Annotated in this window: 22 protein-coding genes; 12 read left to right on the plus strand and 10 right to left on the minus strand. The window is 44.8% G+C overall.

The features are described 5' to 3' along the window. The first annotated feature begins 232 nt into the window (after positions 1-232). From B4240_RS07675 to B4240_RS07690, 4 genes are all read left to right on the plus strand, one after another. A complete protein-coding gene (locus B4240_RS07675; RefSeq protein WP_296238018.1) occupies positions 233-2,422 on the plus strand; it encodes a RelA/SpoT family protein in 2,190 nt (729 codons plus the stop codon). 128 nt (positions 2,423-2,550) lie between these two features. Next, positions 2,551-2,931, plus strand: coding sequence for a RidA family protein (locus B4240_RS07680; RefSeq protein WP_201563303.1), 381 nt, complete (start codon positions 2,551-2,553; stop codon positions 2,929-2,931). 140 nt (positions 2,932-3,071) lie between these two features. Next, positions 3,072-5,384, plus strand: coding sequence for a primosomal protein N' (locus B4240_RS07685; RefSeq protein ID WP_296238020.1), 2,313 nt, complete (start codon positions 3,072-3,074; stop codon positions 5,382-5,384). Positions 5,385-5,633: 249 nt separating this feature from the next. After that, on the plus strand, positions 5,634-6,848 hold the full coding sequence (locus B4240_RS07690; RefSeq protein ID WP_296238021.1) for a cation diffusion facilitator family transporter: 1,215 nt from the start codon (positions 5,634-5,636) through the stop codon (positions 6,846-6,848). 84 nt (positions 6,849-6,932) lie between these two features. Here B4240_RS07690 and B4240_RS07695 read toward each other — a convergent pair whose 3' ends face one another. Continuing rightward, the gene (locus B4240_RS07695) at positions 6,933-7,244 is read right to left on the minus strand and encodes a hypothetical protein (protein ID WP_296238023.1); all 312 of its coding nucleotides are present in this window, start codon (positions 7,242-7,244) and stop codon (positions 6,933-6,935) included. 180 nt (positions 7,245-7,424) lie between these two features. Between B4240_RS07695 and B4240_RS07700 the strand changes: the two genes are divergently transcribed. Together B4240_RS07700 and B4240_RS07705 are read left to right on the plus strand one after the other, a co-directional pair. Further along, positions 7,425-8,129, plus strand: coding sequence for a hypothetical protein (locus B4240_RS07700; RefSeq protein ID WP_296238025.1), 705 nt, complete (start codon positions 7,425-7,427; stop codon positions 8,127-8,129). Positions 8,130-8,202: 73 nt separating this feature from the next. Next, the gene (locus B4240_RS07705) at positions 8,203-10,089 is read left to right on the plus strand and encodes a monovalent cation:proton antiporter-2 (CPA2) family protein (protein WP_296238026.1); all 1,887 of its coding nucleotides are present in this window, start codon (positions 8,203-8,205) and stop codon (positions 10,087-10,089) included. 57 nt (positions 10,090-10,146) lie between these two features. Here B4240_RS07705 and B4240_RS07710 read toward each other — a convergent pair whose 3' ends face one another. Then, positions 10,147-11,076 carry a DUF2628 domain-containing protein gene (locus tag B4240_RS07710; RefSeq protein WP_296238029.1) on the minus strand — a complete coding sequence of 310 codons (930 nt, stop codon included), beginning with the start codon at positions 11,074-11,076 and terminating at the stop codon, positions 10,147-10,149. A gap of 321 nt (positions 11,077-11,397) precedes the next feature. Between B4240_RS07710 and trmB the strand changes: the two genes are divergently transcribed. From trmB to B4240_RS07725, 3 genes are all read left to right on the plus strand, one after another. Beyond that, positions 11,398-12,198, plus strand: coding sequence for a tRNA (guanosine(46)-N7)-methyltransferase TrmB (gene trmB / locus B4240_RS07715; RefSeq protein ID WP_296238031.1), 801 nt, complete (start codon positions 11,398-11,400; stop codon positions 12,196-12,198). A gap of 1,099 nt (positions 12,199-13,297) precedes the next feature. Next, positions 13,298-14,362: a recombinase RecA gene (recA, locus tag B4240_RS07720; RefSeq protein WP_296238033.1), complete on the plus strand. Its 1,065-nt coding sequence runs from the start codon at positions 13,298-13,300 to the stop codon at positions 14,360-14,362. Positions 14,363-14,392: 30 nt separating this feature from the next. Continuing rightward, on the plus strand, positions 14,393-15,472 hold the full coding sequence (locus B4240_RS07725) for a regulatory protein RecX (RefSeq protein ID WP_296238035.1): 1,080 nt from the start codon (positions 14,393-14,395) through the stop codon (positions 15,470-15,472). Between the two features lie 86 nt (positions 15,473-15,558). On the opposite strand, the gene B4240_RS07730 is transcribed toward B4240_RS07725, so the two are convergent. The 7 genes from B4240_RS07730 to B4240_RS07760 form a co-directional block, all read right to left on the minus strand. Continuing rightward, positions 15,559-17,016, minus strand: coding sequence for a DASS family sodium-coupled anion symporter (locus tag B4240_RS07730; protein WP_296238037.1), 1,458 nt, complete (start codon positions 17,014-17,016; stop codon positions 15,559-15,561). Between the two features lie 329 nt (positions 17,017-17,345). Further along, positions 17,346-18,074: a YidB family protein gene (locus B4240_RS07735; RefSeq protein ID WP_296238039.1), complete on the minus strand. Its 729-nt coding sequence runs from the start codon at positions 18,072-18,074 to the stop codon at positions 17,346-17,348. Positions 18,075-18,264: 190 nt separating this feature from the next. Beyond that, positions 18,265-18,723, minus strand: coding sequence for a hypothetical protein (locus tag B4240_RS07740; RefSeq protein WP_296238041.1), 459 nt, complete (start codon positions 18,721-18,723; stop codon positions 18,265-18,267). Between the two features lie 232 nt (positions 18,724-18,955). Continuing rightward, positions 18,956-19,255 (minus strand): succinate dehydrogenase assembly factor 2, encoded by a 300-nt coding sequence (locus B4240_RS07745; protein WP_296238043.1) that lies wholly within the window; start codon positions 19,253-19,255, stop codon positions 18,956-18,958. Between the two features lie 109 nt (positions 19,256-19,364). Then, a complete protein-coding gene (gene folP, locus B4240_RS07750; RefSeq protein WP_296238044.1) occupies positions 19,365-20,261 on the minus strand; it encodes a dihydropteroate synthase in 897 nt (298 codons plus the stop codon). Between the two features lie 193 nt (positions 20,262-20,454). Beyond that, the gene (gene ftsH, locus B4240_RS07755; protein ID WP_296238046.1) at positions 20,455-22,350 is read right to left on the minus strand and encodes an ATP-dependent zinc metalloprotease FtsH; all 1,896 of its coding nucleotides are present in this window, start codon (positions 22,348-22,350) and stop codon (positions 20,455-20,457) included. Positions 22,351-22,796: 446 nt separating this feature from the next. Continuing rightward, the gene (locus B4240_RS07760) at positions 22,797-23,429 is read right to left on the minus strand and encodes an RlmE family RNA methyltransferase (RefSeq protein WP_296238048.1); all 633 of its coding nucleotides are present in this window, start codon (positions 23,427-23,429) and stop codon (positions 22,797-22,799) included. A gap of 368 nt (positions 23,430-23,797) precedes the next feature. On the opposite strand from B4240_RS07760, the gene B4240_RS07765 reads away from it, so the two are divergent. After that, the gene (locus B4240_RS07765) at positions 23,798-24,106 is read left to right on the plus strand and encodes a YhbY family RNA-binding protein (protein WP_296238050.1); all 309 of its coding nucleotides are present in this window, start codon (positions 23,798-23,800) and stop codon (positions 24,104-24,106) included. Positions 24,107-24,239: 133 nt separating this feature from the next. Continuing rightward, positions 24,240-25,085, plus strand: a complete 846-nt coding sequence (locus B4240_RS07770; protein ID WP_296238052.1) for a hypothetical protein — start codon at positions 24,240-24,242, stop codon at positions 25,083-25,085. 176 nt (positions 25,086-25,261) lie between these two features. On the opposite strand, the gene B4240_RS07775 is transcribed toward B4240_RS07770, so the two are convergent. Further along, positions 25,262-25,987: a CHAP domain-containing protein gene (locus B4240_RS07775; protein ID WP_296238054.1), complete on the minus strand. Its 726-nt coding sequence runs from the start codon at positions 25,985-25,987 to the stop codon at positions 25,262-25,264. A 164-nt stretch (positions 25,988-26,151) separates the two neighbouring features. Between B4240_RS07775 and B4240_RS07780 the strand changes: the two genes are divergently transcribed. Next, entirely contained in the window at positions 26,152-26,667 is a 516-nt protein-coding gene (locus B4240_RS07780) for a DciA family protein (protein WP_296238056.1), read from the plus strand. Positions 26,668-26,743: the final 76 nt, after the last annotated feature.

Raw genomic sequence — 26,743 nt, forward strand, 5'->3', positions numbered from 1 at the left:
ACTTACGCGCATAAGAGTTGACATTGAGAACGATTTACGATTAATTAGAGGGTGGTCTGCCCATCTTTTAGTTTTGCTTTCTTAAGCTCTTGCAGAGCAGCTCAGCATTTATTCAGTTGTCATTTACTCAACAGTCCTAAACCGACGAGCAGTGTTAAAGCCATTAGAAGCTCTCAACCGTCAAACAGTCTTAAACTGATAAATAGGTATTGGAAAATAGGATCGCCGCTTTATGAGTCAAGCCTTACCAAAACTCAGTCATCCTTTAGTCGATGACGCTCAATATAATCTGCTGCGCTCAGTAGGTTATCTCACGGCTGCGGAACGCCGTGATATTATTGATGCCTGTGAGTTCGGTGATATTGCGCATATCAAAGACAAGCGCAAATCAGGAGAGCCTTATATTACCCATCCGATTGCCGTCGCCGAAATCTTGGCAGGCTTTCGCTTGGATCGCGATACTATTATCGCAGCCATCCTGCATGACACGGTTGAAGATACCGAGGTTAGCGATGAGCAGATTGAACAGCGTTATGGCAAAATAGTTGCAAGATTGGTCGATGGCGTGACCAAATTAAAATCGTCAACGCATAATAAGCAAGAAAACAAAGCTGCTACCTTTCATAAAATCTTGACCGCTACCTTGGCCGATCCGCGGGTATTGATTATCAAACTGGCTGACCGCTTGCATAATATGTCAACGCTTGACGCCGTGCGCCCTGAAAAGCAACGTACCACGGCGCAAGAAACCTTAGATTTTTATGTCCCCTTTGCGCGTTTGATGGGTCTTAATGACATTGCTGACTATATTGAAGTGCTTTGTTATCGAAATCTTGACTCTGATATGTATAACAAGCTGTCTGATAAGCTGCTACAGCATGGTCTTGGGCGTAATTTTCAACGGGAAGCCATTCATCGTTATTTAAGCATCGTTTTAAATAATCTTGGCCTTGATGGCATGGTTAAGGTCTTGGACAATCGCGTGGTTATTTTCCGTCAGTTTTTCCGCAATCGCGGTGAAATCAATGCGCTACTGCGCCATTATGCGTTTGAAATTGTCCTTGATAATATCGAAGCTTGTGACAAACTGGCTTATTATCTGATTAAAAAGTACCAAATTGATGATAGTCATATCGCGGATAATATTCGCCGGCCGCTGCCCGGTGGCAATCAGTCGCTGACCTTGATTTATGAGCGCGATAATGACTTTGTTAAAGTGACCATTTTAACCAAGCAGATGCAAAGCGCAGCACGGCTTGGCGTTATCGGCGCCGAACATGCCTCCGATGTGAGCCAGTCGGTGATTCAAGCGTCACTACGCAATATGAAAGATTTGGTTGATGAAGACACTTTGGACGCGGACAGCCCTGATTTTTCAGCGGCGGTCTCTACCATTAATGAGCTAATGGACTATCTGCATTCGAGCAAAATCATCTGCTACAGCCCGCAAGGCCGCGCCTATGAGCTGCCGCAAGGCGCAACGGCGCTCGACTTTGCCTATGCCGTCGGCCCTATGGTTGGTAATGTCGCTGTCGGCGCCAACGTCGATAACAAACATGCCAAACTTGGTACGGTGCTTAAAAACGGGCAGTTGGTCGAGATTGAAGTCAGCAGTCAGTCCGAGCCAAAAGCTGAATGGCTGGGCTTTGTGGTGACTAATAAAGCCCGCGTAGAGATTTTGCGCTGGTTTAAAGATTTATCGCCTGCCGATAAGCAGCACCACGGCAGAGAAGCTTTAGATCGGGCGCTAAAAACCTATCAAAAAAGCCTTGATGATTTGACTGAGAGTGATTGGAAAAACCTCACCGAATGGCGGGGTCTGACAGAAAAAAACGCCCTGTTTGAGCAAATCAGCTCGGGCACGCTATTGCCGCAACTTGTCGTTACGCGTTTATTCAGCGATGAAGTCAGCGATATCCAATCGCAAGAGAGCGTTGATGATATGACCCAGCCGCAGCAGCTGATTGTCAATGCGTCAGGCGTTGAGCTTGATTTTGCCAATTGCTGTCATCCGATTTATGGCGACCCTATCGTTGGGCATTTATCGCGTCACGGCTTGGTTGTCCATCGCCACAAGTGCTTCTCGCTGGACGATATCCGTAAAGACAATCCTTATCAGGTTATCCAGCTGCGCTGGCGCAATGATAAAGCCGTTAAGCAGGGCGACTCATCAGGGGAACATAACAGCAAAATCCGCTTCCCTGCTTACTTAAAGCTATCAATTGCCCTAAGCGATGAGCAAATCAGCGAAGTGATTTATCATTTGCGTCAGTTAAATATCGGGGTTGAAAAGGTCGACGTACGTAGTAGCGATACTATTATTCATATTGTCGTGCGTAGCCGCAATCATTTAGCACAAGGTATCCGCGAACTACGCTCACTGCTTGGTTTTCCAAATATCATCCGCCTCTATCAGCTATAAAATCTATTGAAATAAATGTTAAAATCCATCCCTTTTAAAGACATTCAATTTTGAGTATTTAACGTCGCCTAACATTTCTGGCTAATTTTTTAACTAAGTAAACATCAAAACTCTCATAAGGATATAATATGACTCGTCAAACCATTCAAACTGATAAAGCGCCTGCCGCCGTTGGTACCTATTCACAAGCGGTAAAAGTAGGCAATACTGTCTATATTTCAGGTCAGTTAGGTTTTGACCCTGAGACGATGGAGCTTAAAGAAGGCTTTGAAGCGCAGGCGAAGCAAGTATTTGAAAACATCAAAGCCATCTGTGAAGCGGCTGGCGGCAGTTTAAATGATGTGGTTAAATTTAACGTCTCTTTAACTGACCTAAATGACTTTGCGGCGTTAAACGAAGTATTCGTTGCCAATTTAAGCGAGCCATATCCGGCCCGCGCAGCCGTGCAAGTCGCCGCGCTACCTAAAGGCGGTGTGGTTGAAATTGAATCTATCATGTATATCGAATAACCTTATTATTAAGCTCTAACCTTTTACCTTCATTCATAATAAGCTTAGCATCATGCTAAGCTTATTCGTCTCTGGCTGTTTATATTTCCGTTTTTATCCCTATTTTCTATTAATCTGATAAAAAACTGCGAAGCCCATTTATGTTGCTACAAGTTGCCCTACCCGTGCCCCTTTATCGGGTATTTGACTATCGCTTACCGGCCGATACGACTGCGCTGCCAAACGGCGTTTCAATGCCGCTACCGCCAGTTGGTAGCCGCGTTGAGGTGCCGTTTGGTCGTCAAACCTTAATCGGCATCGTGATTGCGCATATTGCTGCAGCAGATAGCGACGTCCCCCTCAATAAGCTTAAACCTATTAATAAATGCTTAGATGCTGAGCCTATTTTAGATGCCAGCATGTTAAAGCTCGCTCACTGGTTGGCGCGTTATTATCATTATCCGCTCGGTGACGTTTTAGCCGTTATGTTGCCAAGCCTTGTGCGTCAAGGAAAGCCGCTAGATTTACTGATTACCCACTGGCGGATTTTGCCGCACGTCACTGACGACGACTTTCATAGCAATGCCGTCAAGCAAAAGCAGCAGTTTGATATGCTTAAATTGCACGGCGAGCACGGCGCCAGTGAGGACGTCTTGCTATTAGAAGGTATGCAGCGACCTTTTTTAAAAACATTGGAAGAAAAAGGTCTTATCGAGCGCTATATTAAAGCAAAATCTGCGCCTGCGCCGGTTACCTTAGCAAAAATGCCGCTTGACCTAAATGAGGAACAACAGCTTGCCGTTACCGCGATTGTTGCCGCCCATAAAGATGAACGCTATACAGGATTTTTATTAAATGGCATTACCGGAAGCGGTAAAACCGAAGTCTATTTGCAAGCGATGCAGGCGGTATTAGAAGCGGATAAGCAGGTGCTGATATTGGTGCCAGAGATTGGATTGACGCCGCAGACGCGCGCGCGCTTTGCCAGCCGCTTTGCCGCTCACATTGTTTTGCTGCATTCGGGTATGAACAATACCCATCGTCTGCAAGGCTGGCAAGATTGCCGTACGGGTCAGGCGCAAATCATTATCGGCACGCGCTCAGCGCTGCTGTATCCGTTTGCAAATTTAGGCTTAATTGTCGTTGACGAAGCACATGATGGCTCTTATAAGCAGCAAGACACCTTGCGTTATCATGCCGCTGACGTCGCGCTCTATCGCGGCTTACAAGCCAATATCCCCGTCGTCCTTGGTACGGCCACCCCATCTCTTGAGCATCTAAAACTGGTCGACGACGGTAAGCTTATGGAATACCAACTGCAAACTCGTCCCGGTTTGGCCAAACCTGCAACCATGCAGCTGATTGATGCGCGCCTGCAAAGTACCCATCAGCAAACCACGGACGATGGCGCGCGTTATGATACGGGGCTGACCGATGCGCTTATCGACGCGATACGGCAAACGCTAGAAGCGGGCGAACAAGTCTTGGTATTTTTAAATCGCCGCGGCTACGCGCCAGTGTTGCTATGCGAAGCGTGCGGCTGGCAAGCAGATTGCCCGCGCTGTGATGCCCATTTAACCGTGCATTATAATAGCCAATCGCAAGCTGGCTCTTATTCAAACAGTTCTTATTCAAGCAGCTCCTATTTAAAATGCCACCACTGCGACTGGCAAGCCTATATTCCAGCGGTTTGCCCTGATTGCGGCAGTCAAAATTTAGAGGCCAAAGGTATCGGAACCACTAGGCTCAGCGAAAATCTGCACGCGATTTTTGCCAATCCGCAAACCAGCAAAACGCTGTATCCTATTATCCAAATCGACCGCGATACCACCAGACGCAAAGACAGCTGGGAAAATATCTACCAACGCATTAATGAAGGTAAGCCTGCCATCTTGGTTGGGACGCAAATGGTCGCCAAAGGCCATCATTTCCCCAACGTGACCTTGGTTTGTTTGCCGAACGCCGATCGCGGTTTTTTATCCGCCGACTTTCGCTCGCCCGAACATACTGCTCAATTGATGATTCAAGTGGCAGGCCGTGCTGGGCGCGGTGACAAATCTGGGCGCGTGCTCATTCAAACGCTGCAACCTGACAATGAGCTGTTATTAAAATTGGTGAAAGATGGCTATTTATCCTTTGCGCGCGAGCTGCTGCAAGAGCGTAAAATGATGGGCTTGCCGCCGCATAGCTATGCCGCCCTGATACGCTGTGAAGGCAAAACGTTAGCCGCCACTATGCAAGCGCTAAAAGATGCCGTAAGCATCTTGCCAAACGGCCATAATCTTGCCGTGCTCGGCCCTATCGATGCGCCGATGAGTAAAAAGAACAGCCGCTACCATGCACAATTGCTCCTTTTAGCTAAAGACAGACAGCAATTACATCGGGTATTACGTTACTGGTGGCAACCTGTACTTGCTTTACCAAGCGCGAAATATCTTAAGCTAACTTTGGATATTGACCCTATCGGTTGGTAACATTTACACCCATCTATTACGCTTCAATGCTAGCTATCACTCTATAGCTGTCCTTTCTCAAAACTAATCTTAAAACTAAGTCATGCATAGCCATACAAAGCCATGCAAAATAGACCATTCATCGTTTACTGCCTAGATACAGCAAGCCTTTATTAAATATGCTAAATTCTTTATATCTGTCTGGTTTATGCACAGCAAGCGCAGCGTTATAAACCATCCCTTTCACCTTTTATTATCATGAGTGCTGTTATGAGTCAAAAGCATCCAAAACCTGAAGAAAACGACCATTCTCATCAAAATGCGGCGGCCGGCACTCATAAACACGGTCAGCAGAATGGGGATGATAATACCAAAGACAGGTATTCTGAGGCGAATCAAGACCATCACGATCATGATGAACACCTAGAGCAAACGGTAGCCGCGCGCGATACTAAGGGTTATCAGCGTACCTTGCTGTTTAGCTTTCTTATTATTACAGGCTATATGTTTATCGAAGCCATCGGCGGCTGGCTCACGGGCAGCCTTGCACTGTTGTCCGATGCTGGTCACATGCTCAGTGATGCCGTGGCGCTTGGTGCGACATTAATGGCATTTAGAGTTGGTGAAAAAGCGGCCACCCATCAAAAAACCTTTGGCTATAAACGTTTTGAGATTTTGGTGGCGACGGTCAATGGCGCGACGCTAGTGGCTATTGCCATTATGATTTTTTATGAGGCGATTAAGCGCTTTAATTCACCGCCCGAAATCGCGACCCAAGGCATGCTTATCGTTGCCACCTTTGGTATGTTGGTCAACATCTTGGTCGCGTGGCTGATGCACCGCGGCAGTCGCGGCGGAGAGGCTCATGGTCACAGTCACGGTAGTAATTACGGTGACAGTCAGGGACAGCAACATAAAAACGACAACGAGAAAAATAAAGGCGAAAAATCAGTTAACCTCAATATGCAAAGTGCTTACTTGCATGTGCTAAGCGACTTGATGGGTTCGGTTGCCGCTATCGTCGCCGCGCTTTTGATGATGGGCTTTGGCTGGGTTTGGGCGGATGCGGCGGCCTCGGTGATTGTCGCCATATTGATTTTATTTAGTGGTTACCGCGTCGTCCGTGATTCGGTACATATCTTGATGGAAGGGACGCCAGAAGGCATATCGCTGGTGGAAGTCGAGGACAAATTGCTTAGCCATCCGCAAGTCCAAAAAGTTCATGACCTGCACGTATGGAGCATTACCAGCGGTCTAAATGCCTTATCTTGTCACGTGGTTGTCGATGGCGAAATGAGCATTTATGAGTCCAGTATTTTGATTGCTAACTTAGAGCAAAGCCTACTTAAACTTAATATTCATCACGCGACCATTCAGGTTGAAAGCTTGGCGCATCCGCAAAATCAGATACATAGCGATGCTTTAGTTTGTGATATTTCACAGCAAGGAGCTGATAATAATAGTCATATTGGACATAATCACTAGATGTGAAAAATTAACCTTTAAAAATGATAAAGTTTTTATCTAAGTAAAAATTGAGTCGCCGCTTATCTAATGGAGTACCAATTATTAGCGACGCTTTAGCAAATAACTTTTTATAAAGGAGCGGCAATAACGCAGCATAAGCCAAATTAGCCAAAGCGTTGTCATCAACCAAATACCTAGGCCTGCTCCCAAAAACATCATGCGAATCCAAAAATCTAGCGCCCCATCCATGATGTGCGGTAAATAGGCAGGTCCCATATTTGACGCCAACAGCAACCAAATCCCAAATACTAGTGCTAAGCCTGCGCCAATCATACTTATGATTATTTTGCTAAAGGTTTTTAATAAGACGCGCCAATTATCATGATTTGAGGAATATTTTGAGCCATTATTCATAAAAACAGCTCCTAAGAAAGAGGCTTAATTTCAAATAAGCTTATATCACGCCGGTTTTTAGCATTGTAATAGCATGTTAAAAATGATGGGGAATTTGGCTTCGTCGCCATATTTTTCTTCTAAATTCTGTATACTTAAGGCTTAAAACCTTTAATCATAACCAATTGATGACCTTTTGCCATGTCGAGACGCTCCGCTCCTTTCGTTGCTCCAAGCTACATTGATGACCCTATTTCAAGCGAGGGTAAAAAGCATGCCAAAGCCTTGCTATCAACGCTACAAGAAGACATTGCCAGCTTCCGAGAGGCGCAGTTTCCGCCCGATATTTTGCGGCAAATCCGTGATATGCCGATTTATGAAGGCAATTTAGCCGAAGTCCAAGCCTATGAGCAGCGGTGGCATAACTTGCTTGAGCGCGCGCTGGCGTTTTACCCTGCCGCCAATCTGCCGCCTGACTATCTGCCGTTGCCCGCCAGCCTTGAGATACCGCAGTTTATTTATCATGTGCAAAGGCTGCATTTGACCAAGACCCGGGCCAAGGAATCCAAAAGCTTTGGTTCGGTCGGTGCGCTTATCGATAAATGCGGCGATTATAGCGCCGATGAAATTGCGCGTATGAGCGCGGTATTTGATAACGATGATGAGGCGCGATTGGTGGCACACCGTGAGTTTATCGATTTACGTGCGTATGTGTTTTGCCGCGATAACAAGGGTGAGGTGTTGGAGCCTGAGCGCGTCCGCTTTTATCGTACGGGGCTTATCGTTCATGCCCTACCCGATTTTAAAATCGTCGATAGTCGCCAGACCCCGCGTAAGCGCCGTAACGATGCTTATACTAATCCGCTGGCAGATAACGGCGTGTGGAAGATTTATCGTAAAAAATAAACTGTGCTAGATTTTTAACTATTGCCATACCCCGCTGTACTGCTTATTTTATCGTTACCGCTAAGGATTCCAGATGTTCGCTGCCGCCACCGGCTCACCAAATTTGATGTTACAAGCTACGATTTTCTTGGGGGCAGCGCTGCTGTTCGTGCCACTTGGTAAGCGCTTTGGTATTGCAACCGTTTTGGGGTATTTGATTACCGGTCTGATATTAGGTCCCAGTGGTTTAGATGTCGCAGGCGACGCGGAGAGCTTATTACATTTCTCCGAGTTTGGCGTGGTGATGCTGCTGTTTATCATCGGGCTTGAGCTGCAACCATCACGCTTGTGGGCTCTGCGGCGCTCAATATTTGTCCTTGGTGGCCTGCAAGTCGGTCTGACTGGCACGCTATTGATATGGCTGTTACATCAATTTTTTGCTTTACCATTTGATACTGCTTTTATCGTTGGTTTTGGTCTTGCACTGTCATCGACTGCGTTTGTGCTGCAAATCCTAACGGAAAAACAGCAGCTTTCTAGCACTCATGGCCGCGAAGCCTTTACGATTTTATTATTCCAAGACATTGCCGTTATTCCTTTGTTAGCGGTCATTCCGTTTTTATCAGGGGTGCGCGAGCAAAGCTATGATTTGATTTATTTTGGCAAAGTTTTTGCTGTTTTCGCCGGCCTTATCTTTGCTAGCCGTTATATTATTCGGCCCTTCTTTAAGTTTGTGGCGTCAAGTGGCGCGTCAGAATTACTAACCGCAGTCGCCTTATTTATCGTGATGGGCGTGTCTATCTTGATGGGGCAAATTGGACTATCGATGGCATTGGGTGCGTTTTTAACCGGGGTTTTATTAGCAGATTCTGAATATCGGCACGAGTTAGAAGCAAGTATCGAGCCTTTTAAAGGGCTGCTACTGGGGCTGTTTTTTATGTCGGTCGGTATGCTGACCGATGTCAAACTTATCTTAGCAAAGCCCGTCTTTATTATCGGCTGCGCGATGGCGTTGATGGTGATTAAATTCGCCGTCATTACCGCCATTGCAAAAGTAACAGGCAATCGCTGGCCGACCAGTATTCGCTTGGGTGTCACCCTGGCGCAAGGCGGTGAATTTGCCTTTGTGTTATTTAGCGTGGCAACAGCGCAGAACGTCTTGCGCCCTGAGCTTGCCAATACCTTAAACCTTATCGTCACCATTTCTATGGCCCTCACGCCATTTGCCTTTTTATTATTAGAAAAAATTGGTGAGCCACTCTTTGCTAAAAGTAAACCAAGCCGCGAGTACGATACCATTCCTGACGATGAGCATCAGGTAATTATTGCTGGTTTTGGGCGTGTCGGGCAGATTATTGGTCGGGTGCTACGTATGCACAATATTGAGTTTACAGCGATTGAACGCTCGGCAAATCGCGTTGATTTCGTGCGTAAATTTGGTAACCAAGTCTATTATGGCGATCCAAAAAACCCCGAGATACTACGCGCCGCTGGTATCAAAAAAGCGCGCGTTTTTATTCTCGCCATCGACGATTTAGAGCGCTCCATTACCACCGCGCAATATTTGCGTAAAAACTATCCTGATATGATTGTCTTGGCGCGCGCCCGTGACCGACAGCATTACTACCGCTTGCGAGAAGTCGGCGTACGTCATATTTGGCGGGAAACCTATTTATCATCTTTAGATATGTCGCGAGAATCGCTACAGCTGCTCGGTATCTCACCAGAAAAAGCGCGCGAAACGGTACAAACCTTCCGTGATTATGACGATGATTTGATTGAACGCCAGCAAGCAATTTATGACGATGAGGCAAGCATGATTGAATCAGCACAATCAGCCATCGCCGAGCTTGAGAGTTTATTTGACGAAGACATCGATAAAGCGCGTAAACTGGATTTGACCGATTTTTATGATGCGCTAAAAAGCCAAGCAACCCCTGCCGGTGAAAAAGACGATCTGACGGCCGATTCTAAAAATTAATTGCCATTAGCTTTTAACCAGCATTTAATTGTCGCTTAGCCGTCATTTAGACGTCATTTAATCATCACTACAGCTTTTAGGCGCCTGCCTTTTATTTAGCGAAGTCGTACAGCTCCAATCATCGCTATTGGGCAGATGATAAAAAACCAGTGTCTGCTCATTTAAGTAACGCAGTGGAAACTTAACGTTCTGAATGGTGGCAATCACCGCGCAATCGGTGTCTGTCACGCCTGCGGCTTTGGTAGCAATGTCGACATTGACTTGCGGTGTGCTCATATTTAAAGGCAGCTCGGTTGGACATTGGCCTGTTTGCCGATAGGTCAGCGTCACGCGATTTTGCGCTGTTTTAGCCGTATCGTAAGCATCGAATAACACTTCATTTTCTTTTGGCTTGGCGACAATTGGCAAAAACTGTACCTTTATCACCGTTAAGGCAAAGGCAAAAAACCCAAAACCCAACGCCAAACCAAATAAACTGACCCCGCCTTCCTTTTTCAAATGCGCTTTTTGCGCGGCTTCATCACGCGGATAATCATTGACAGCGTCAGCAATCTCGCGCCGTGCCATACGGTAATAATAAGCGTCCGTCCAGCGGGCAACCATAAACGACCAAAACAGCCAAATCAGCGCCGCGATAGCAATACGTATGCCCATTTGATAAGTATCGGCAATATAGGGCATCGCGATAAATTCAAACGCCACCAGCACCAGCGCTACATTTAGCTGGATAAATGACCAGCCTGCGACGCTATAGACAATCGCATCCATGTAGCGCTTACGATACAGCAGCCACGGAAAGGTCACAAAAAACGCCGCCCAGTGCCATTTTGGCGACAGGTAGCCTTGCTCATCAAACTCCTTAAAACGTTTAAGATAATAGCGCTGGCTACGTTGACTGATAAACCATTTATCCAGTTGTTCACGTTTGGCAGCGCTCAGTTGTTCTTGATAAAAAGGGGGCGGCGAATCCGTCTCGATAAATAACATGGTGATAAGCCTTACTTGTTATTAAGTATAAAGGTAACGCAATGATTTTTATACGATATTTCTGATTAAAAAATTTTTTAAACCATTCTTTTTAGATGATGCTTATTACATGATAACGCCAAAAGCCGCTTATAGAAAACCCATATATGTGACAGCCGTATATAGAAAAAATAGCTTTATGGCCTTGTATTTTATGGCAAAACCCTAGGAGAACACGAAATACAGCGTAAGCTTGCTAAAATTGGATTGTCCGTTCACAGCCGTCACGATTTCACTTATAATGAAGCAACTTTACCTACCTAATTAAGCCTTGTTAATCCTATGAGTCAACATTCTGATATTAATCCCAGCGTCGATGCTATCCAAAGTGACGTTGAGCAACGTCGCGATGATCAAATAAGCGCTGACGACAGCAAACACATTCGTATCGTTAATACCTTTATGAAACGCCGTACGCACATGAATAAAAATGCCGAGCTGGCATTGACGGCGCCAGAGTTCGCGCATTACTTGGTCAATAACAGCTTCGGTGATGGCAATCTTGATGGCATTAATGATTTGCGCGCCTTATTTGCCGATAGCCCTAATGGCAGTGATGCGCCGCTAACCTTGGAGATTGGTTTTGGGCTGGGTGATTCGTTTATCGAGATGGCTGCTGCTGAGCCGTCGCGTAACTTTGTTGGCATCGAAGTCCATGAGCCAGGCATTGGCAAGTGCGCCTATATGGCGGGCACGCAAGCGCTAACCAACGTTAAAATTATCAACGGTGATGCCATCCAATTGCTAAAACAACTACCAGAAAACCATATTGACCGTATCCAGCTTTACTTCCCTGATCCATGGCAAAAAAAGCGCCATTATAAGCGCCGTTTTGTTAGCCCTGAGCGTATGGCCATTGTCACGCGCAGCTTAAAGCAAGGCGGCTGGTTCCATACGGCAACTGACTGGGAGCATTATGCTTTTTGGATGCTAGAAGTGTTAGATGGTTTTGCTGGACTTAGCAATCAAGCGGGCGCCGGCAACTTTACTGACCGTCCTGACTTTCGTCCAATGACGAAATTTGAGCGCCGCGGTTTAGAGCGCGGGCACGGCGTTTGGGATTTGATCTATATCAAGGACTAAGCTTGATCGCTTTACCCTCGCATTTCTGCATGATAGCAGCTAAGATACGGATAAAGGACTTAGCTGCTTTTTTTGGCACTTCATGTTTCTACTCTTGGCTTAGCTCTTGACATACATGGTTTTGGGTGTTTTAGCTACTCACTTAAAGATTTATCGGCTTTTACAGACTGACTTACAGCTGTAGCGATATGTGAAACATAAGCGTTACAAAGCGATTTTTTCGCTAAATTTACAGTTGCAAAAATAGAAATAACCCTTATTTAGTAGACAGCTTATATTTTTTGTCGGCGCAAACATCGATAGTATAAGGGCTTCGCGAGTTCTCCCCATAAGCTGTGGATAACCCTGTGTATAAGTCGCCACTTGACAGGTATTTCCCTAGATAGCTTAAAGGGTTAGGTAAAATCGTTCATTTTTTGTACAATTTAAAAACCATTAATAATCAATAACTTATATGACATTTAAAAGTAAAATAAAATATTTTTACTATTTTTCAAAATTAATTTAATCCGTAGCAATGTTTCACAAGCCTAAAATAAAAATACTTTTTTTATTGTGGACAACTCATAAAACTATTGACAAGTAACGCTGTTATCACGTTCAAAACTGAGAAGCAACTAAGAATCAAAGCTCCCTTATTTTTAAAAATAGGGGCAAAATCGCAGGCGACACTCACTGTCGTTTAGCCTCCTAACCGCCTAAATTTTAAACTTGGTTTTTGTTATAATAGCCTTATCTAATCAACAGTGATAGAAAATAGGAAGCCTCAAAAAGTCAGCGCCAAATAAACCCCAACCGTGTTATGGCAAATAAGCACGAGCATTTATGAACTTTATTTTGCTTTTGCCATGATTTGATTTTACTGTATAGTAAGGTGATATATTCGATATCACTGTCTGCAACCCAATATAACCATCCACTCCCAACTTGCTAAAAGTGTTTTTTACTGATGATGAAAGTCGTGAGTCATTTCACTGAGCAAGTCGTTATTCGAAAAGTTTTAAACATATCGTTTTAGACACCCAGCTCTAAGCATATGGATTTAAGTAATCAACACTCTTATCATTTTACATTTATTATTTATGACAAGGAGTCCTATATGGACGACAATAAAGCCAAAGCCCTTAAAGCGGCGTTAGGTCAAATTGAGAAGCAGTTTGGTAAAAACACCATCATGCATCTTGGTGATGATTCAGCCACGCTTGACGTCGATGTGGTATCGACAGGCTCATTAGGTTTAGATATCGCGCTTGGTATTGGTGGTCTGCCAAAGGGCCGTATCATTGAGATTTACGGTCCTGAAAGCTCTGGTAAAACGACCATGACGTTGCAAGCCATTGCCGAGTGCCAAAAACAAGGCGGCGTCTGCGCCTTTATCGATGCAGAGCACGCGCTCGACCCTGTTTACGCGCGTAAACTTGGGGTCAATACCGACGATTTACTTGTCTCACAGCCAGATAATGGTGAGCAGGCACTTGAGATTACCGATATGCTGGTGCGCTCAGGCGCAGTCGATATGATCGTTGTCGACTCAGTAGCAGCGCTAACCCCGCGCGCCGAAATCGAAGGTGAAATGGGCGACTCGCACATGGGTCTGCAAGCACGTTTGATGAGTCAAGCGCTGCGTAAAATCACAGGTAACGCCAAACGCTCAAACTGTATGGTGGTCTTTATTAACCAGATTCGTATGAAAATCGGCGTTATGTTTGGTAGCCCTGAGACCACAACCGGCGGTAATGCGCTAAAATTCTATGCATCTGTACGTATGGATATCCGCCGTATCGGTGCGGTGAAAAACGGCGATGATATTATCGGTAACCAAACCCGAGTTAAAGTCATCAAAAACAAAATGGCGCCGCCATTCCGTCAAGCGGAATTTGAAATCACTTATGGTGAAGGCACTAACCATCTAGCCGAAGTGATTGATTTGGGCGTTGAGATTGGCGCCGTCGGTAAAGCAGGCTCTTGGTACAGCTACGGCGATGAAAAAATCGGTCAAGGTAAAGCCAATTCGGTATTGTTCTTAAAAGAAAACCCGGCGATTGCAGAAGAAATCGAAGCCAAAATCCGTGCTGAAAAACTGGGTACAGGTGTGGCAAGCAACACACCAGATGACGACGTCGTTAGCAGCGACGAAGAAATGACCCCTGAGCCGATGCAATAAACGTTTGGTGATTAATCGCTATGATTTATTATGAAAATTAAAACCTTAGCGGAAATACTCGCTGAATCGGAAGCCGGTTCAGCGAGTACTAATAATGCCAAATCAAAAAAAACTTCTAAACCTGCTCACCATTCAGAGCCTACTAAACACACCTATAAAAATGAGTCCAAAAAGCCCAGCAAGACTGGCAAACGCGCGACTTATGCAAAAAAAGAAGCATTTCTTTTTCAAGATGACGCTATAACTGATATAGACTTACTCGTTTCATCTTCCTCTCATCCTAAAACATCTTCTAAAAGCAAAAAGCGTCAAAAACGCTTTCACCCAGCGGCTACCTTTAGCCCTGCGCCTAGTGACGTGCCTGCTTACCAACCTCCAGAAGTACAAAGCATCAAACAGCTGCTTGCCGAGGTTAAACATAATGTTCATGATAGCGAAGATAATGACCATACGGATAGCAAAACTGATAACGGTAATAGTGTATTAAACAATCAAGCCGACAGCCAGACCGATAACCTACCCGCTGCTCTTAAAGCTTATTTGCGCACGCCTGAGCAGCGCCAAGCGGATATCGATGCCATCAAAGCAGAAAGCCGTTTGCGCTGGCTGGCATTTTATTATTTATCACGCCGTGAATACGGCAAAGCTGAGCTCAAACAAAAATTGCTGGATAAAGAGCAAGACCCAGACAAAATCGATGCCCTACTCGATGAGTTTGCAGAAAAAGGCTATCAAAGTGATTACCGCACCACGCTTACGCTGATACGCGAGAATATCCGTAAAGGTCGCGGTCGCGCTCGTATTAAGCAGGAGTTTTATCATAAAAAGCTCGCCATGCCTGCTAACATTGATGAGCTGATTGACATGGCCAACGCCGAATCGGAGGAATTTAGCGAATTTGTCGATGATAGCGCGGATAATTTGGTCGATGGCGTCGATTGGTTAAAGCTCGCCGTCACTGCTCGTACAAAAAAGTATGGCAATGATATCCCGACTGAGCAAAAAGACAAAGCACGCCAGCTGCGTTTTTTACAATATCGCGGTTTTACTAGCGATATCTGCTTTGCGGCGTTAAATTATACATTAGAGACCTTGGATGAGCGCTTTTAATCAATCCCAGTAAACAAATCGTGTTAGTTATTAGTAATATCGCCAAGCGCTTTATTGATAATAACCAAGCAATTAGCAATTAGCAATTAATAATAACCAAGCAGTTTCCACCAAATCAAACCTGCGCCTATCCACACCACTAAATTGACCACACTCATAATGGCCCCAATGCTCCACCATTCTCCTAGTGTCACATAACCTGAGTTAAAAATAACGGGCGCGGTGCCAGTGGCATAATGGGTCAGCGTCATCATGATATTGCCTGCGGCAGCCAAAATAAGCGCGTACAACATCGGCGGCGCGCCTAAGCTTAACCCTACGGCATAAAAGGCGGCAAACAGGGCGGTGATATGCGCGGTGGTACTAGCAAAAAAGTAATGAATATACAAATAAACCAACGTTAAAATCACCACAGCCCCAATCCAGCCAACGCCTACCGCTCCAATCATGGTTTCGATATTGCTTGAGAACCAACCGACTAAACCCAGTTTGTTAAGGTAAGCGGCCATCATAATCAGCGCTCCAAACCATACAATGGTGTCCCATGCCGATTTTTCTTTAAGCACATCATCCCAAGTCAATACACCAGTTAGTATGAGCGTCGTCAAACCAATAAAAGCGGTGGTCGTCGCATCCACGCTTAGCTGCTCACCAAAAATCAGTGCTGGAATATTGGCCCACAATAGCAGCATCAGCGCAAAGACGCCCAACATGATTTTTTCTTGTGTGCTCACCTGCCCCATCTCGGTCAGATTGTCTTTGGCAAACTTTTTTGCGTCAGGCGTAACTTTGACATCGGGTGGATAAATCAGATAAATCACCAATGGCATCAATAGTAAACAGAGTAACCCCGGTACAAACATTGCAACCGCCCAAGTCGTCCATGACAACTGAATCTCACTACCCGTCGCTTTATTGACCAAATCTACCACTAAGGGGTTTGGCGCTGTGGCGGTGACAAACATGCCGGATGTAATCGGGTTGGCGTGATAATTAACCATCGCCAAATAACGGCCGATTTTGTTTTGCGTGCCTTCTTCTGGCGTCGAATGAAAGCTTTGCGCAATCGACTTCATGATTGGGTGAATAATCCCGCCACCGCGCGCCGTGTTAGATGGCGTGATAGGTGCTATCATCAGCTCCGCTGCGGCCAACGAATACGCGACGCCGACGGTTTTTTTACCAAAAATTGAGATAAAGTAATAAGCGATACGCCGGCCCAAACCTGTTTTTATGAGTCCTCGTGATATCATCACTGCAATACCAATCAGCCAAATCAGAGGACTTGAGTAGCTTGATAACGCATCGGCAATGGCTTGTTTGGGACTCTCACTCGTCACGCCAGTCAGCGCCACCAGCGTAACAGCGATAATGGCAAGCGCACCGATGGGCAAGACTTTCCCGATAATGGCAACAATGGTAGCAATAAATAACGCCAACATATGCCATGCTTCTGGCGTCACCCCATTTGGAATCGGAATAACAAACCAGATGATCAAACCAACTAGGATGGCAATCGCTGCTTGAATAGGCTTAAATGGCATGAGTGATATATCCTTATAAAATGCTTATACCTTTATATCGCTGATAACTTTAAATAAAGCGCACTTTTGAGCAAAACTGACTTAAATAAATCAAAGCTATGAAGCAGACCTAAATAAATTATACAGCTATCATAAATTTTTTAAATCACCTTAGTACCCTTGTTCACGGTTTTTAACATATCTATATTTTTAAAATTTAAATGAAATAAATAATAATGAACTTACTTTGCATCTTTCAAACGGCAATAATCTTTATAAAGCAGACAAAAAAAGAGCGCATATATATGCACTCTTTTTTTATTAATAGACCGTTAAAAAAGATAATTATCTTATTTTAACGCTCCTAAACGACTTGATAATTGATTGATGATTTGATCAATCTCTGCATTGGCTTCAGATTCATGCTCTAAATTGCCATTCGGCGTTAACTGATTCATAACTTCAGGCAATAGCTCAGCAAGACCTTGGCGTACTTCCACCTCATTTGCGCCTGTATGCGCCGCTACCTGCTGAATCTCATTTTCATCAAATAAACGGGTAATTTCATTCGGATCTAGATTATCATTGGCTTCTTGATTGCTCATCCAAGAACGCGCTTGGTTTTCATAGCCCATACCCGTGATTTTTGCCAAAGCGCCACTTAAACCACCATTACGTTTAATCCAGTTTAGCACCATCGGCATAAGCGCAGCGATAAGCATGCCTTTGCCGCCAAATCCCGCACGCGAAGTCTGACCGCCCATCGCCTGACCACTTAAGACGCTACCTAAAATATCGCCAAGTCCGCCCGCACCTGAGCTCATGCCGCCACGTTGGTTTGCGCCTGTAAACCCGCCGATGATGTCATCCAGACCAAAACCGTTGTCAGTGCGGCGCTCATAACGCTGTGGATTATAGCCACTCGGTTGGTTGCTGCCGCCTAAGACGCTACCCAAAATATCACCTAACCCGCCTGTGCGGCGCGGATTGATACGTTGGTTGACCGGATTGCGGTGTGCGTCCTCTGGATCCATTGCACTGCGCGCTACTTGACTGACTAAATTGCCTAATAAACTCATCACGTCTTCCTTTTTATTATAAGAACTTAGCGTTAATATAACAAATCTCTTACTTGGCCTAGATAGACGTTTTGTTATGGCATGTAGCCGCTCGTTAGTGTTTAAAAGGGAGAACGGACAGAGAGATACAAGGAATTGCACAATATAGATGAGGCTGCTTACATTTAGTGCTTAACTGCATGGTTGTTATTTAGGCAGTTTTAGGAGCAATGGTATTGGCTAAAACCGTTAATTCACGCCATTGCTCTGCGCTGACTTGATCGCGAAACACCGCGACGGATAAATGGCGCTGATAAGGCTCTACGATAATAAACTTAAAACATATCACCCAATGATAGCTACTGACTGCCGCAAGCTCAGACTGCCAAAGTGCGTCGCCGCGACTGCTCCGTATCAGGAGTTGCCAATGTTGATAGATGCTCTTGCCCAGGGGCGGCTGACTTATATGCAGCAATATCGGTCGCGACAGCGCCAAGTAGCTTACGACGGTGACGCTAACGATAAGTATCAACACATACTGCCATAACGCCAATGAGGCGAGCCCGGCCAATATCAGCATCACACTTGCTAAAAACAGATAAAACAGCAAACGTATACGGCTAGCAGGCTTGATCGGTGCGTCGATACGTAGCGAGGTTGGCGATGTCATAATTGGGTATCCAAGCAGGACTTTATTTATATAATCGAGGCTTATAGGTCAAAGGTTTATATTTTTAGCAAAGCTTAGAAGGTTATATAGTCGGTTCAAAATAAAATCAATACGCTAGTATCATCATGCTACTGGGATCATCTTTCCTTGCTGGCTGTAGGCAGGCGTGACAGAGGCTGCGAAAAAACCATCCCGGTAGCGCCCGCCCTATATCGATCTTAAAGCTATCGAACTACATCGAGCTTTTATTATGGCGCCATGTCTTAATTTTATTGACCAAATTCCAAATCGCTTCATTTTCCGGACGGCTTTGGTTGGTGAAATAATCCAATAAATCAGGATCTTCGTGGGTGAGCATTTCGGCAAAAGTTGCTTGTTCGCTAGGGTCAGCGATTAAATATAGCTCTTTAATATAAGGGTCAATATAAAAGTCCAATTCTTTTAAACCACGGCGTGCTTGATAAATAATACGGCGCTGCTCGAGAGTTGGCTCTGGTTGCTTGCTTGGCTCTGGTTGCTTGCTAGTTGTCATAAAAGTGTTCTCATAGGTTTAAAGATAAATATACAGATGAATCTGCTATAGTATTCAAGCTCATTTCTAAAAAAGCTTTATCAAAAGCAGTCTCATAGATAGGTAGGTATTAGCTTTGATTATACGCCGATAATTGCTGCCATAATGCCACCGCTTGCTGCATCATAGCGACATTGTGAGTCCGGATGATACTTGCGCCCTGCTGTAGTGCAAAAAGACCCGCCGCCGTTCCTACCGCATCACGCTCTATCGCTTGGGTAGTGGCAACCGCTTCGACCCCACTTTTGCTCAAGACTTCTGCCAAAAATCGCTTACGTGAAATACCAAACATCATCGGCAATTTAAGGGTTTGTAAGCGTTCAAGCTGACCTAATAACGCGCAATGATGCTCATAGTTTTTTGCAAAGCCAAAACCAGGATCGATAATGATTTTTTCACGCTTGACGCCAAGACCGGTTGCCTCATCGATACAGACAGTCAGCTCGGCACCGACGTCTTTCATCACATCATCATACTGGGCAAGGCTATTCATTGTCGTCGGCTCGCCGCGCATGTGCATCAGCATGACCGGAATATCTAGCTTGGCTGCCATCACGGCCGCGCCCTCACGCTTAAGCGCACGGACATCATTCCAAATATCAGCGCCCGCTTCAAAAGCTGCCTGCATAACGATAGGATTGCTGGTATCAATGGATAACCAAACATCATTGCCTATATGCTGACGAATCGCTTTGACGACTGGCACCACGCGCTGCATTTCTTCGTCGGTTGACACAGCAGCGGCATTGGGCCGAGTAGATTCACCGCCGATATCGATAATGCTTGCGCCAGCGGCTATCATCTCTTTAGCGTGAGTAAGCGCGCTATCAAGCGCACTAAACTGCCCACCATCAGAAAAAGAATCTGGCGTGACATTTAAAATACCCATAACGTGCGGCTGCGATAAATCTAAAGTTTTATCGCGGCTCGTCACTTGATAGCTAGGTAAAGGGTCAAATAATGACATAACTTATCCATTACAAATTAATTTCTAAAAAATCATTTTAATTTTATTTATACCATTTAAGATATAACTGCCTATGATAGCAGCAAATCTTATCCTGTCCTAAAGTCATGAGCAAATGACAGCCATAAAAAAAGCCCTTTATAAAAAAGGGCTTTTTTTATCGACTATCGATTAGATTGTAATAAACGAGATACTACATCGCTGGTAATGGCGGCGGTGTTGAATTCGTCGGTTTAATATCATTTTTCGATAAGTTTACTTCGTTATGCTGATAGACTCTTGGTGGACGTGGCTCTTCACCGGCCAAAATATCCTGCAATTGGTCACGGTCAATAGTTTCCCATTTCATCAAGGCATCTACCATCGCATGTATCTTCTCTTGATTGCCTTCAATCAATTCGCGAGCGATATCATACTGCTCTTCCAACATACGGCGTACTTCTTCATCAACTTTTTGCTGCGTCGCCTCTGAAATCGTCCGACCACCGCCGCCAAAGTAACCTTGGGAGCTATCGTCATCTTCATAAACCATGACGCCGAGCGCATCTGACATACCGTATTTGGTTACCATTGCGCGTGCCATTTTGGTTGCGCGTTCAAAGTCATTTGATGCACCAGTTGACATCTGGTTAATAAATACTTCTTCAGCAATACGGCCACCAAACAATATCGCAATATCGTTAAGCATTTTTGATTTATACATGCTTGTCTGATCGTGCTCAGGTAGCTGCCAAGTAACCCCAAGCGCAAAACCACGCGGCATAATCGTCACTTTATGTACAGGATCGGTGCCCGGTAGTAATTCAGCAACGAGCGCATGGCCTGACTCGTGATAAGCCGTGGCGCGGCGCTCTTCTTCACGGATGACCATGGATTTCCGCTCAGGACCCATATATAGCTTGTCTTTAGCATCTTCAAAGTCATTCATATCAACGCTACGCTTATTACGGCGTGCAGCAAACAAAGCAGCTTCGTTGACGAGGTTTGCTAACTGCGCACCACTAAAGCCTGGCGTACCACGCGCCAACGCATGCGCATCGACACCGATAGTATTTGGTAATTTACGTAAATGGACTCTAAGGATTTGTTCGCGGCCTTTGATATCTGGCAAGCCAACTTGTACCTGACGATCAAAACGACCCGGGCGTAATAGTGCTTTATCAAGGACGTCTGCACGGTTGGTCGCGGCAATGACGATGACGCCTTCATTGCCTTCAAAACCATCCATTTCAACCAATAATTGGTTCAGCGTCTGCTCGCGCTCATCGTTACCGCCGCCCATACCAGAGCCACGATGACGACCGACCGCATCAATCTCATCGATAAAGATGATACAAGGCGCACTTTTCTTTGCTTGCTCAAACATATCGCGCACACGCGAGGCACCAACACCGACAAACATCTCAACAAAGTCAGAACCTGAAATCGAGAAGAACGGCACTTTGGCTTCACCAGCAATCGCTCTTGCCAATAGCGTTTTACCCGTACCTGGAGGGCCGACCATCAAGATACCACGTGGAATCGTCGCCCCAAGCTTGGTAAATTTATCAGGATCACGTAAAAATTCGACGACTTCAACGACTTCTTCTTTGGCTTCTTCACAGCCCGCAACGTCATCAAAGTTCACCTTAATTTGGTCTTCGGTCAGCATCTTGGCTTTTGACTTACCAAAGCTCATCGGTCCGCCGCCTTTGCCGCCAGCCCCGCCTTGCATATTGCGCATAAAGAATAAAAACAAACCAATAATCAATAAAATTGGGAAACTGGCTATTAGCAATTGCATCAAGACGCTTTGGCGCTTAGGCGCAGTGCCTTGCACTTCAACTTGGTTCTCACGCAAGAGTGGCATCAGCTGCTCATCAGCCACAGCTGGTCGAATGGTCTCAAATGTTGAACCATTTTTCTTTTCGCCGGTGATTTGCTCGCCGTCGATTTCAACACTGGCTACTTGGTTTTCTGACACCGCGGTCACAAATTCCGAGTAGTTAAGGCTATCTGGCTCAGATGATTTGTCAAAGCCGCTAAACACCAGCACTAAAACACCGATCACCACCAGCCACAATAAGGTATTTTTTACCATGTCGCTCACTAGTTATTCCCATCCCTTACTTATTGGTGTGTTTATTAAACACGTGACGTCTATATATAAACGTATGGCTCACTATTCAATGCCTAGTTGCAAATTATTATTAGCGTTTGGATGTGATGACTTTAAAATCACAAGCAAGATAATAATTAGGCAAACTAACATAATTGAGCGGATAAGGCGCTTACTGTTAGACGACTTTGCTTAAAACATAGGCTTGATACATAGATGTAAAAATATAGATTTAAAACAAAGTTAATATATCATGATATGTGGTGCTAACCTGAATAATTCAAGCAGCAATCACATTTATTCAGTTAACTGATTGTAGCGGTTTTACGCTAATTAACCAGACCCTTTATTGTGACTTTTTATCACTTATTGTCACATAAGATATTAGCGCAACTGATTGTCGTTAAAACCTTTTTATTAAGGAGCTTAAACACTGGCTACTTAATGGCAATCCAAAACATCTCTTTTGAGCGCGGTCTTGAAGCGCCAGGTTTGATACTACGAATTTTACTAAAATCCGCCTGCATCTGCTTGCGTAATTCTTGCGTGCCCTCGCCTTGAAACACTTTCATAATAAGCGCGCCACCTTCTGGTAAGGTTGCCAGCGCGAAATCGACCGCCAGCTCGCACAAGTACATCATGCGCGGCTGATCAATGGCGCTATTGCCCGCAGTATTGGGCGCCATATCAGATAGCACCACATCGACCTGTCTATCGCCGACTTCCGCCATAATGCGCTCAAACACTTCTGTCTCACGAAAATCGCCCTGAATAAAGGTAACATCAGGCAAGGTATCCATCGGCAAAATATCAGAGGCAATTAACACGCCTTTTTCACCAACCAATTTGCCAGCAACTTGCGACCAACTGCCGGGCGCACTGCCTAAGTCAACGACGGTCATGCCTTTTTTAATCAGATTGGTTTTTTCATTAATCTCAAGCAATTTATAAGCAGCGCGGGCACGGTAGCCGTCTTTTTGGGCTTTTTTCACATAAGGATCGTCAATATGCTCTTGCATCCAAGCACTGCTGCTTTTTGACAATTTTTTATTTTCAATACGCGTGACCAAAATACCTGCTCCTATTACTTTGTAAAACTTGTTTTGCAAAATACAGATAACGGCTTATAAAGTGATTATCTATAACATGACCATGCCTAAGCACTCAAAGTTTAAGCGCTCAAATTTTCCCACTCACTGAGCAATAAAGGCCTGAATATACCTTTTAACCTTCAACAGTGAAATTCTCTTAGTGAAAACACTGCTTTATAAACCTGTAGCGTTTATAATGTACGCATACTTTCAGTTTAACATTTTCATCACGTAAAATCGTGCAAAATCCTGCTGATCTCATGCAAGGTGTCCACAGTTTATCTATAATGGTCATTATCTGCTCTTAATAACACCCTCTTTTATTTTTATCAACCTCTAGGAATTGTATGCAACTCGATAACGCTACCGTTAAACGCCTAAAAGGCATTGGTCATGACCTTAAACCGATTGTTATGATTGGCAATAAAGGTATTACCCCAAGCATCACGGAAGAGATTGACCGCGCTTTGACGGATCATGAACTTATCAAAGTAAAATTGCCAGCGGGCACAAAAGAAGAGCGCGATGTCATCGGCGCTGAGCTTGCAGCAGCGGCGAATGCGACTTTGGTACACTCAATCGGCCGTATGGCGCTATTGCTGCGTCAAAACCCACACGCCAACCCTAAGCTGTCAAATCTTGCTCGTCATGCGTAGTAATTGATTCATTTAAGCTTAGCTTAGTTTATGTTGTATCCTATCTCAAAAAGCCGCGCTGCAATTGCTCGCGGCTTTTGTTTTATGATTTTTTTGATAAATAGATTCTTGATAAATAGAGCGCTGCCAAATTATGAGCCAAATTTTTAATTTATACCTAGCAACTGACACGTTAGCCGCTGATGCCGAGCAGCTTGGTGTCACCATAGAAGACTTACAAAGCATCCAAGTAGAAGTGGTCGCAACTTTGGTACAAATAGCAAAGATGGCTCCAACAGCGCAGCCAGAGTGGCAATTACAGCTTGACTATCGAATAACGCTGCCGCTTAAAACACTAGCGGCGCAATTAAATTGGTCAACGTGGCAAGCGAGCAATGCGGACTTTGTAGATTATTTATGGGAGCAAACTTGCCTTGAGTGCTTTTTAGCAGGCGATCTGATCACCAGCGCCGTTTCGATTAATGGCGCTGGCGTTAATATAACAGCGCCTTATATTGAGATTAACGCCAGTCCCGATGGACGTTATGCGCTTTATCAGTTTGCCGATTATCGTAGCCCTGCGGCACTGCCGCCAACGCCGCTTTTGCAAGCAGACGGGCAAACACGTGCGTCGATTAATTGGACTGCTAATAAAAAAATTGCCCGTACAGAGCAAAAATCCGCGTCAAAGTCCGTATCACTGCCAACTGAGCCTTTTATCCAATCACTAACCACTAACACCACCACTGCTAAAACTTATCACTACGAGCGTAGTTTTACTTTACCATTAAGCCAGCTGTCTTATACAAAGACTGGTATCGTTGATAATATCATTGGCTCCATTCATCCGTGCGTGATTTTAAGCTTTTCTACAATGTTTGGTACAACGGCGTTATATTTTGCGCCCAAACACGCTTCCCCGCCCGACTTTCACAATCGGCAGTGTTGGTCCTTATTTAATAAACAAGCGGCAATGGTTAAACCTCTTTATAACCCTTAGTCTCATTTAACCCTTAACCTCATTTAACCCCTAACCTCACTTAATCCTAAAGCACTTGCTTTAAAGCATAAAAAAAACCAGTAATGTCATAAAGAGCATTACTGGGTTCGGAGAAAACAGGGAATTAAAAAAATGGCGATAGTTGCTTATTATAAGACTTGCTTAATGGGCGCTTATTATTCAGCCATTGCAAGGTAGATGCCACGGTTTGACGCATCGTCAACGTATTGAGCATCGCGCCAGGTTGTATAGTTATAGACGCCGCTGTACGGGCTAATACTACTCTGACGAAAATCTGAAACCCAATTACTACCGTCAAAAATCTGAATATGGCCATGCGGGTGCTTTGCGCTGCGATCATAGACCACGACGTCGCCAATCTGTGGCTGCTCATTATTACTAATCTTAGCAAAGCCAGCTTGGGCTAGCGTGCCACGAGAGGCATACTGATAAGCTGACGGATTAGGCGTAAATTCGTAACCTGCTGATTGTAAAGCTTTACGGACGTAACGAGCACAGTAACCTGTGCTGCTTGAGCGCGCCACGCGCGAGGCGTTGGCTGCGGCTATTGCAGGGGCAGAATAAGGATCTGGCACTGAATTGGTGCGCTGCTGACGCTGCTCATAAGATAGACGGCTGGTTAGTGAGGCAAGCTGGTATTCTTTTTGTTTTGCATGAGCGCTAAGGCTATCAATTGCTTGACTGATTTCGTCATTGCTTGAAACATAAGCACCGCTATTGGTGCTATAGATATTGCGACTCGAACCGTAGTTCGCAGAAGTAGAGATATTTGTGATGGTATGACTCAAGGTATTATTTGGTTGAAAGGTCGTTTCGACAGCACCACTCGTTTGTGCTATACCCATTCCCAATACTGACAAAATTAATAAAGCTTGTTTCATAAATTTACTACCTATTGTAAATACAAGATTGCTTGCCGTCCGTGACAAAGCATGAATTAATTTAGGGAAGATGATCACGAATTAAACATGATAAAATCCGTAGTACAAAAGCTCGCTGTTTATGATGAATATCGATTTTGTCACCTAGAAGATGAGTGTTTACGATGTCAAAAAAACAACCTAACCGCCTTGCTAAACTGATTGATCATCAAGCTTTTGCCGGTAGTGCGCTACCGCAAACGCTTGCTGATAATATGCGTTTATATCTAAAAGCAACGACCGAGGTAAAAGAGCTTTTGGTAGATTGTCTACCTGAGGAAATCCTCAATAACTGCTGGGTTGTGGGCTTAACCGCTGAGCAGCTTACACTCAGTGTGGACTCGATGACGGCTGCCAACCATATTCGCTATTTACAAAGCGCGTATTTGCAAGTGTTAACAGAGCAGTCGATTACATTTAAACAACTCAAGCAAATCCGTGTCGTCGTAGCGCATATTTCTGCCAATAATAATTATCCTAAATCATCAAAAGCGTCGTCAGCACCCTTATCAAAGCCTCGCAAAGCCCATGAAAATCAGGCCCTTAGCCAAAACACAAAGCGGACTATATCACAGGCTGCAGAGCATGTCACCACCGATAAAAATCTCAAAAATGCCCTTTTGCGCCTACTTGATCAGTAAAAATCCTTCGTTTACTTTGTAAAGTTATGTAATTTAGACCCGTGAGTTACCCTACTAAAGCTGCGTTTTTGTAATT

The sequence above is a fragment of the Psychrobacter sp. UBA5136 genome (assembly GCF_002414005.1).
In the GTDB taxonomy this organism is placed as follows: Bacteria; Pseudomonadota; Gammaproteobacteria; order Pseudomonadales; family Moraxellaceae; genus Psychrobacter.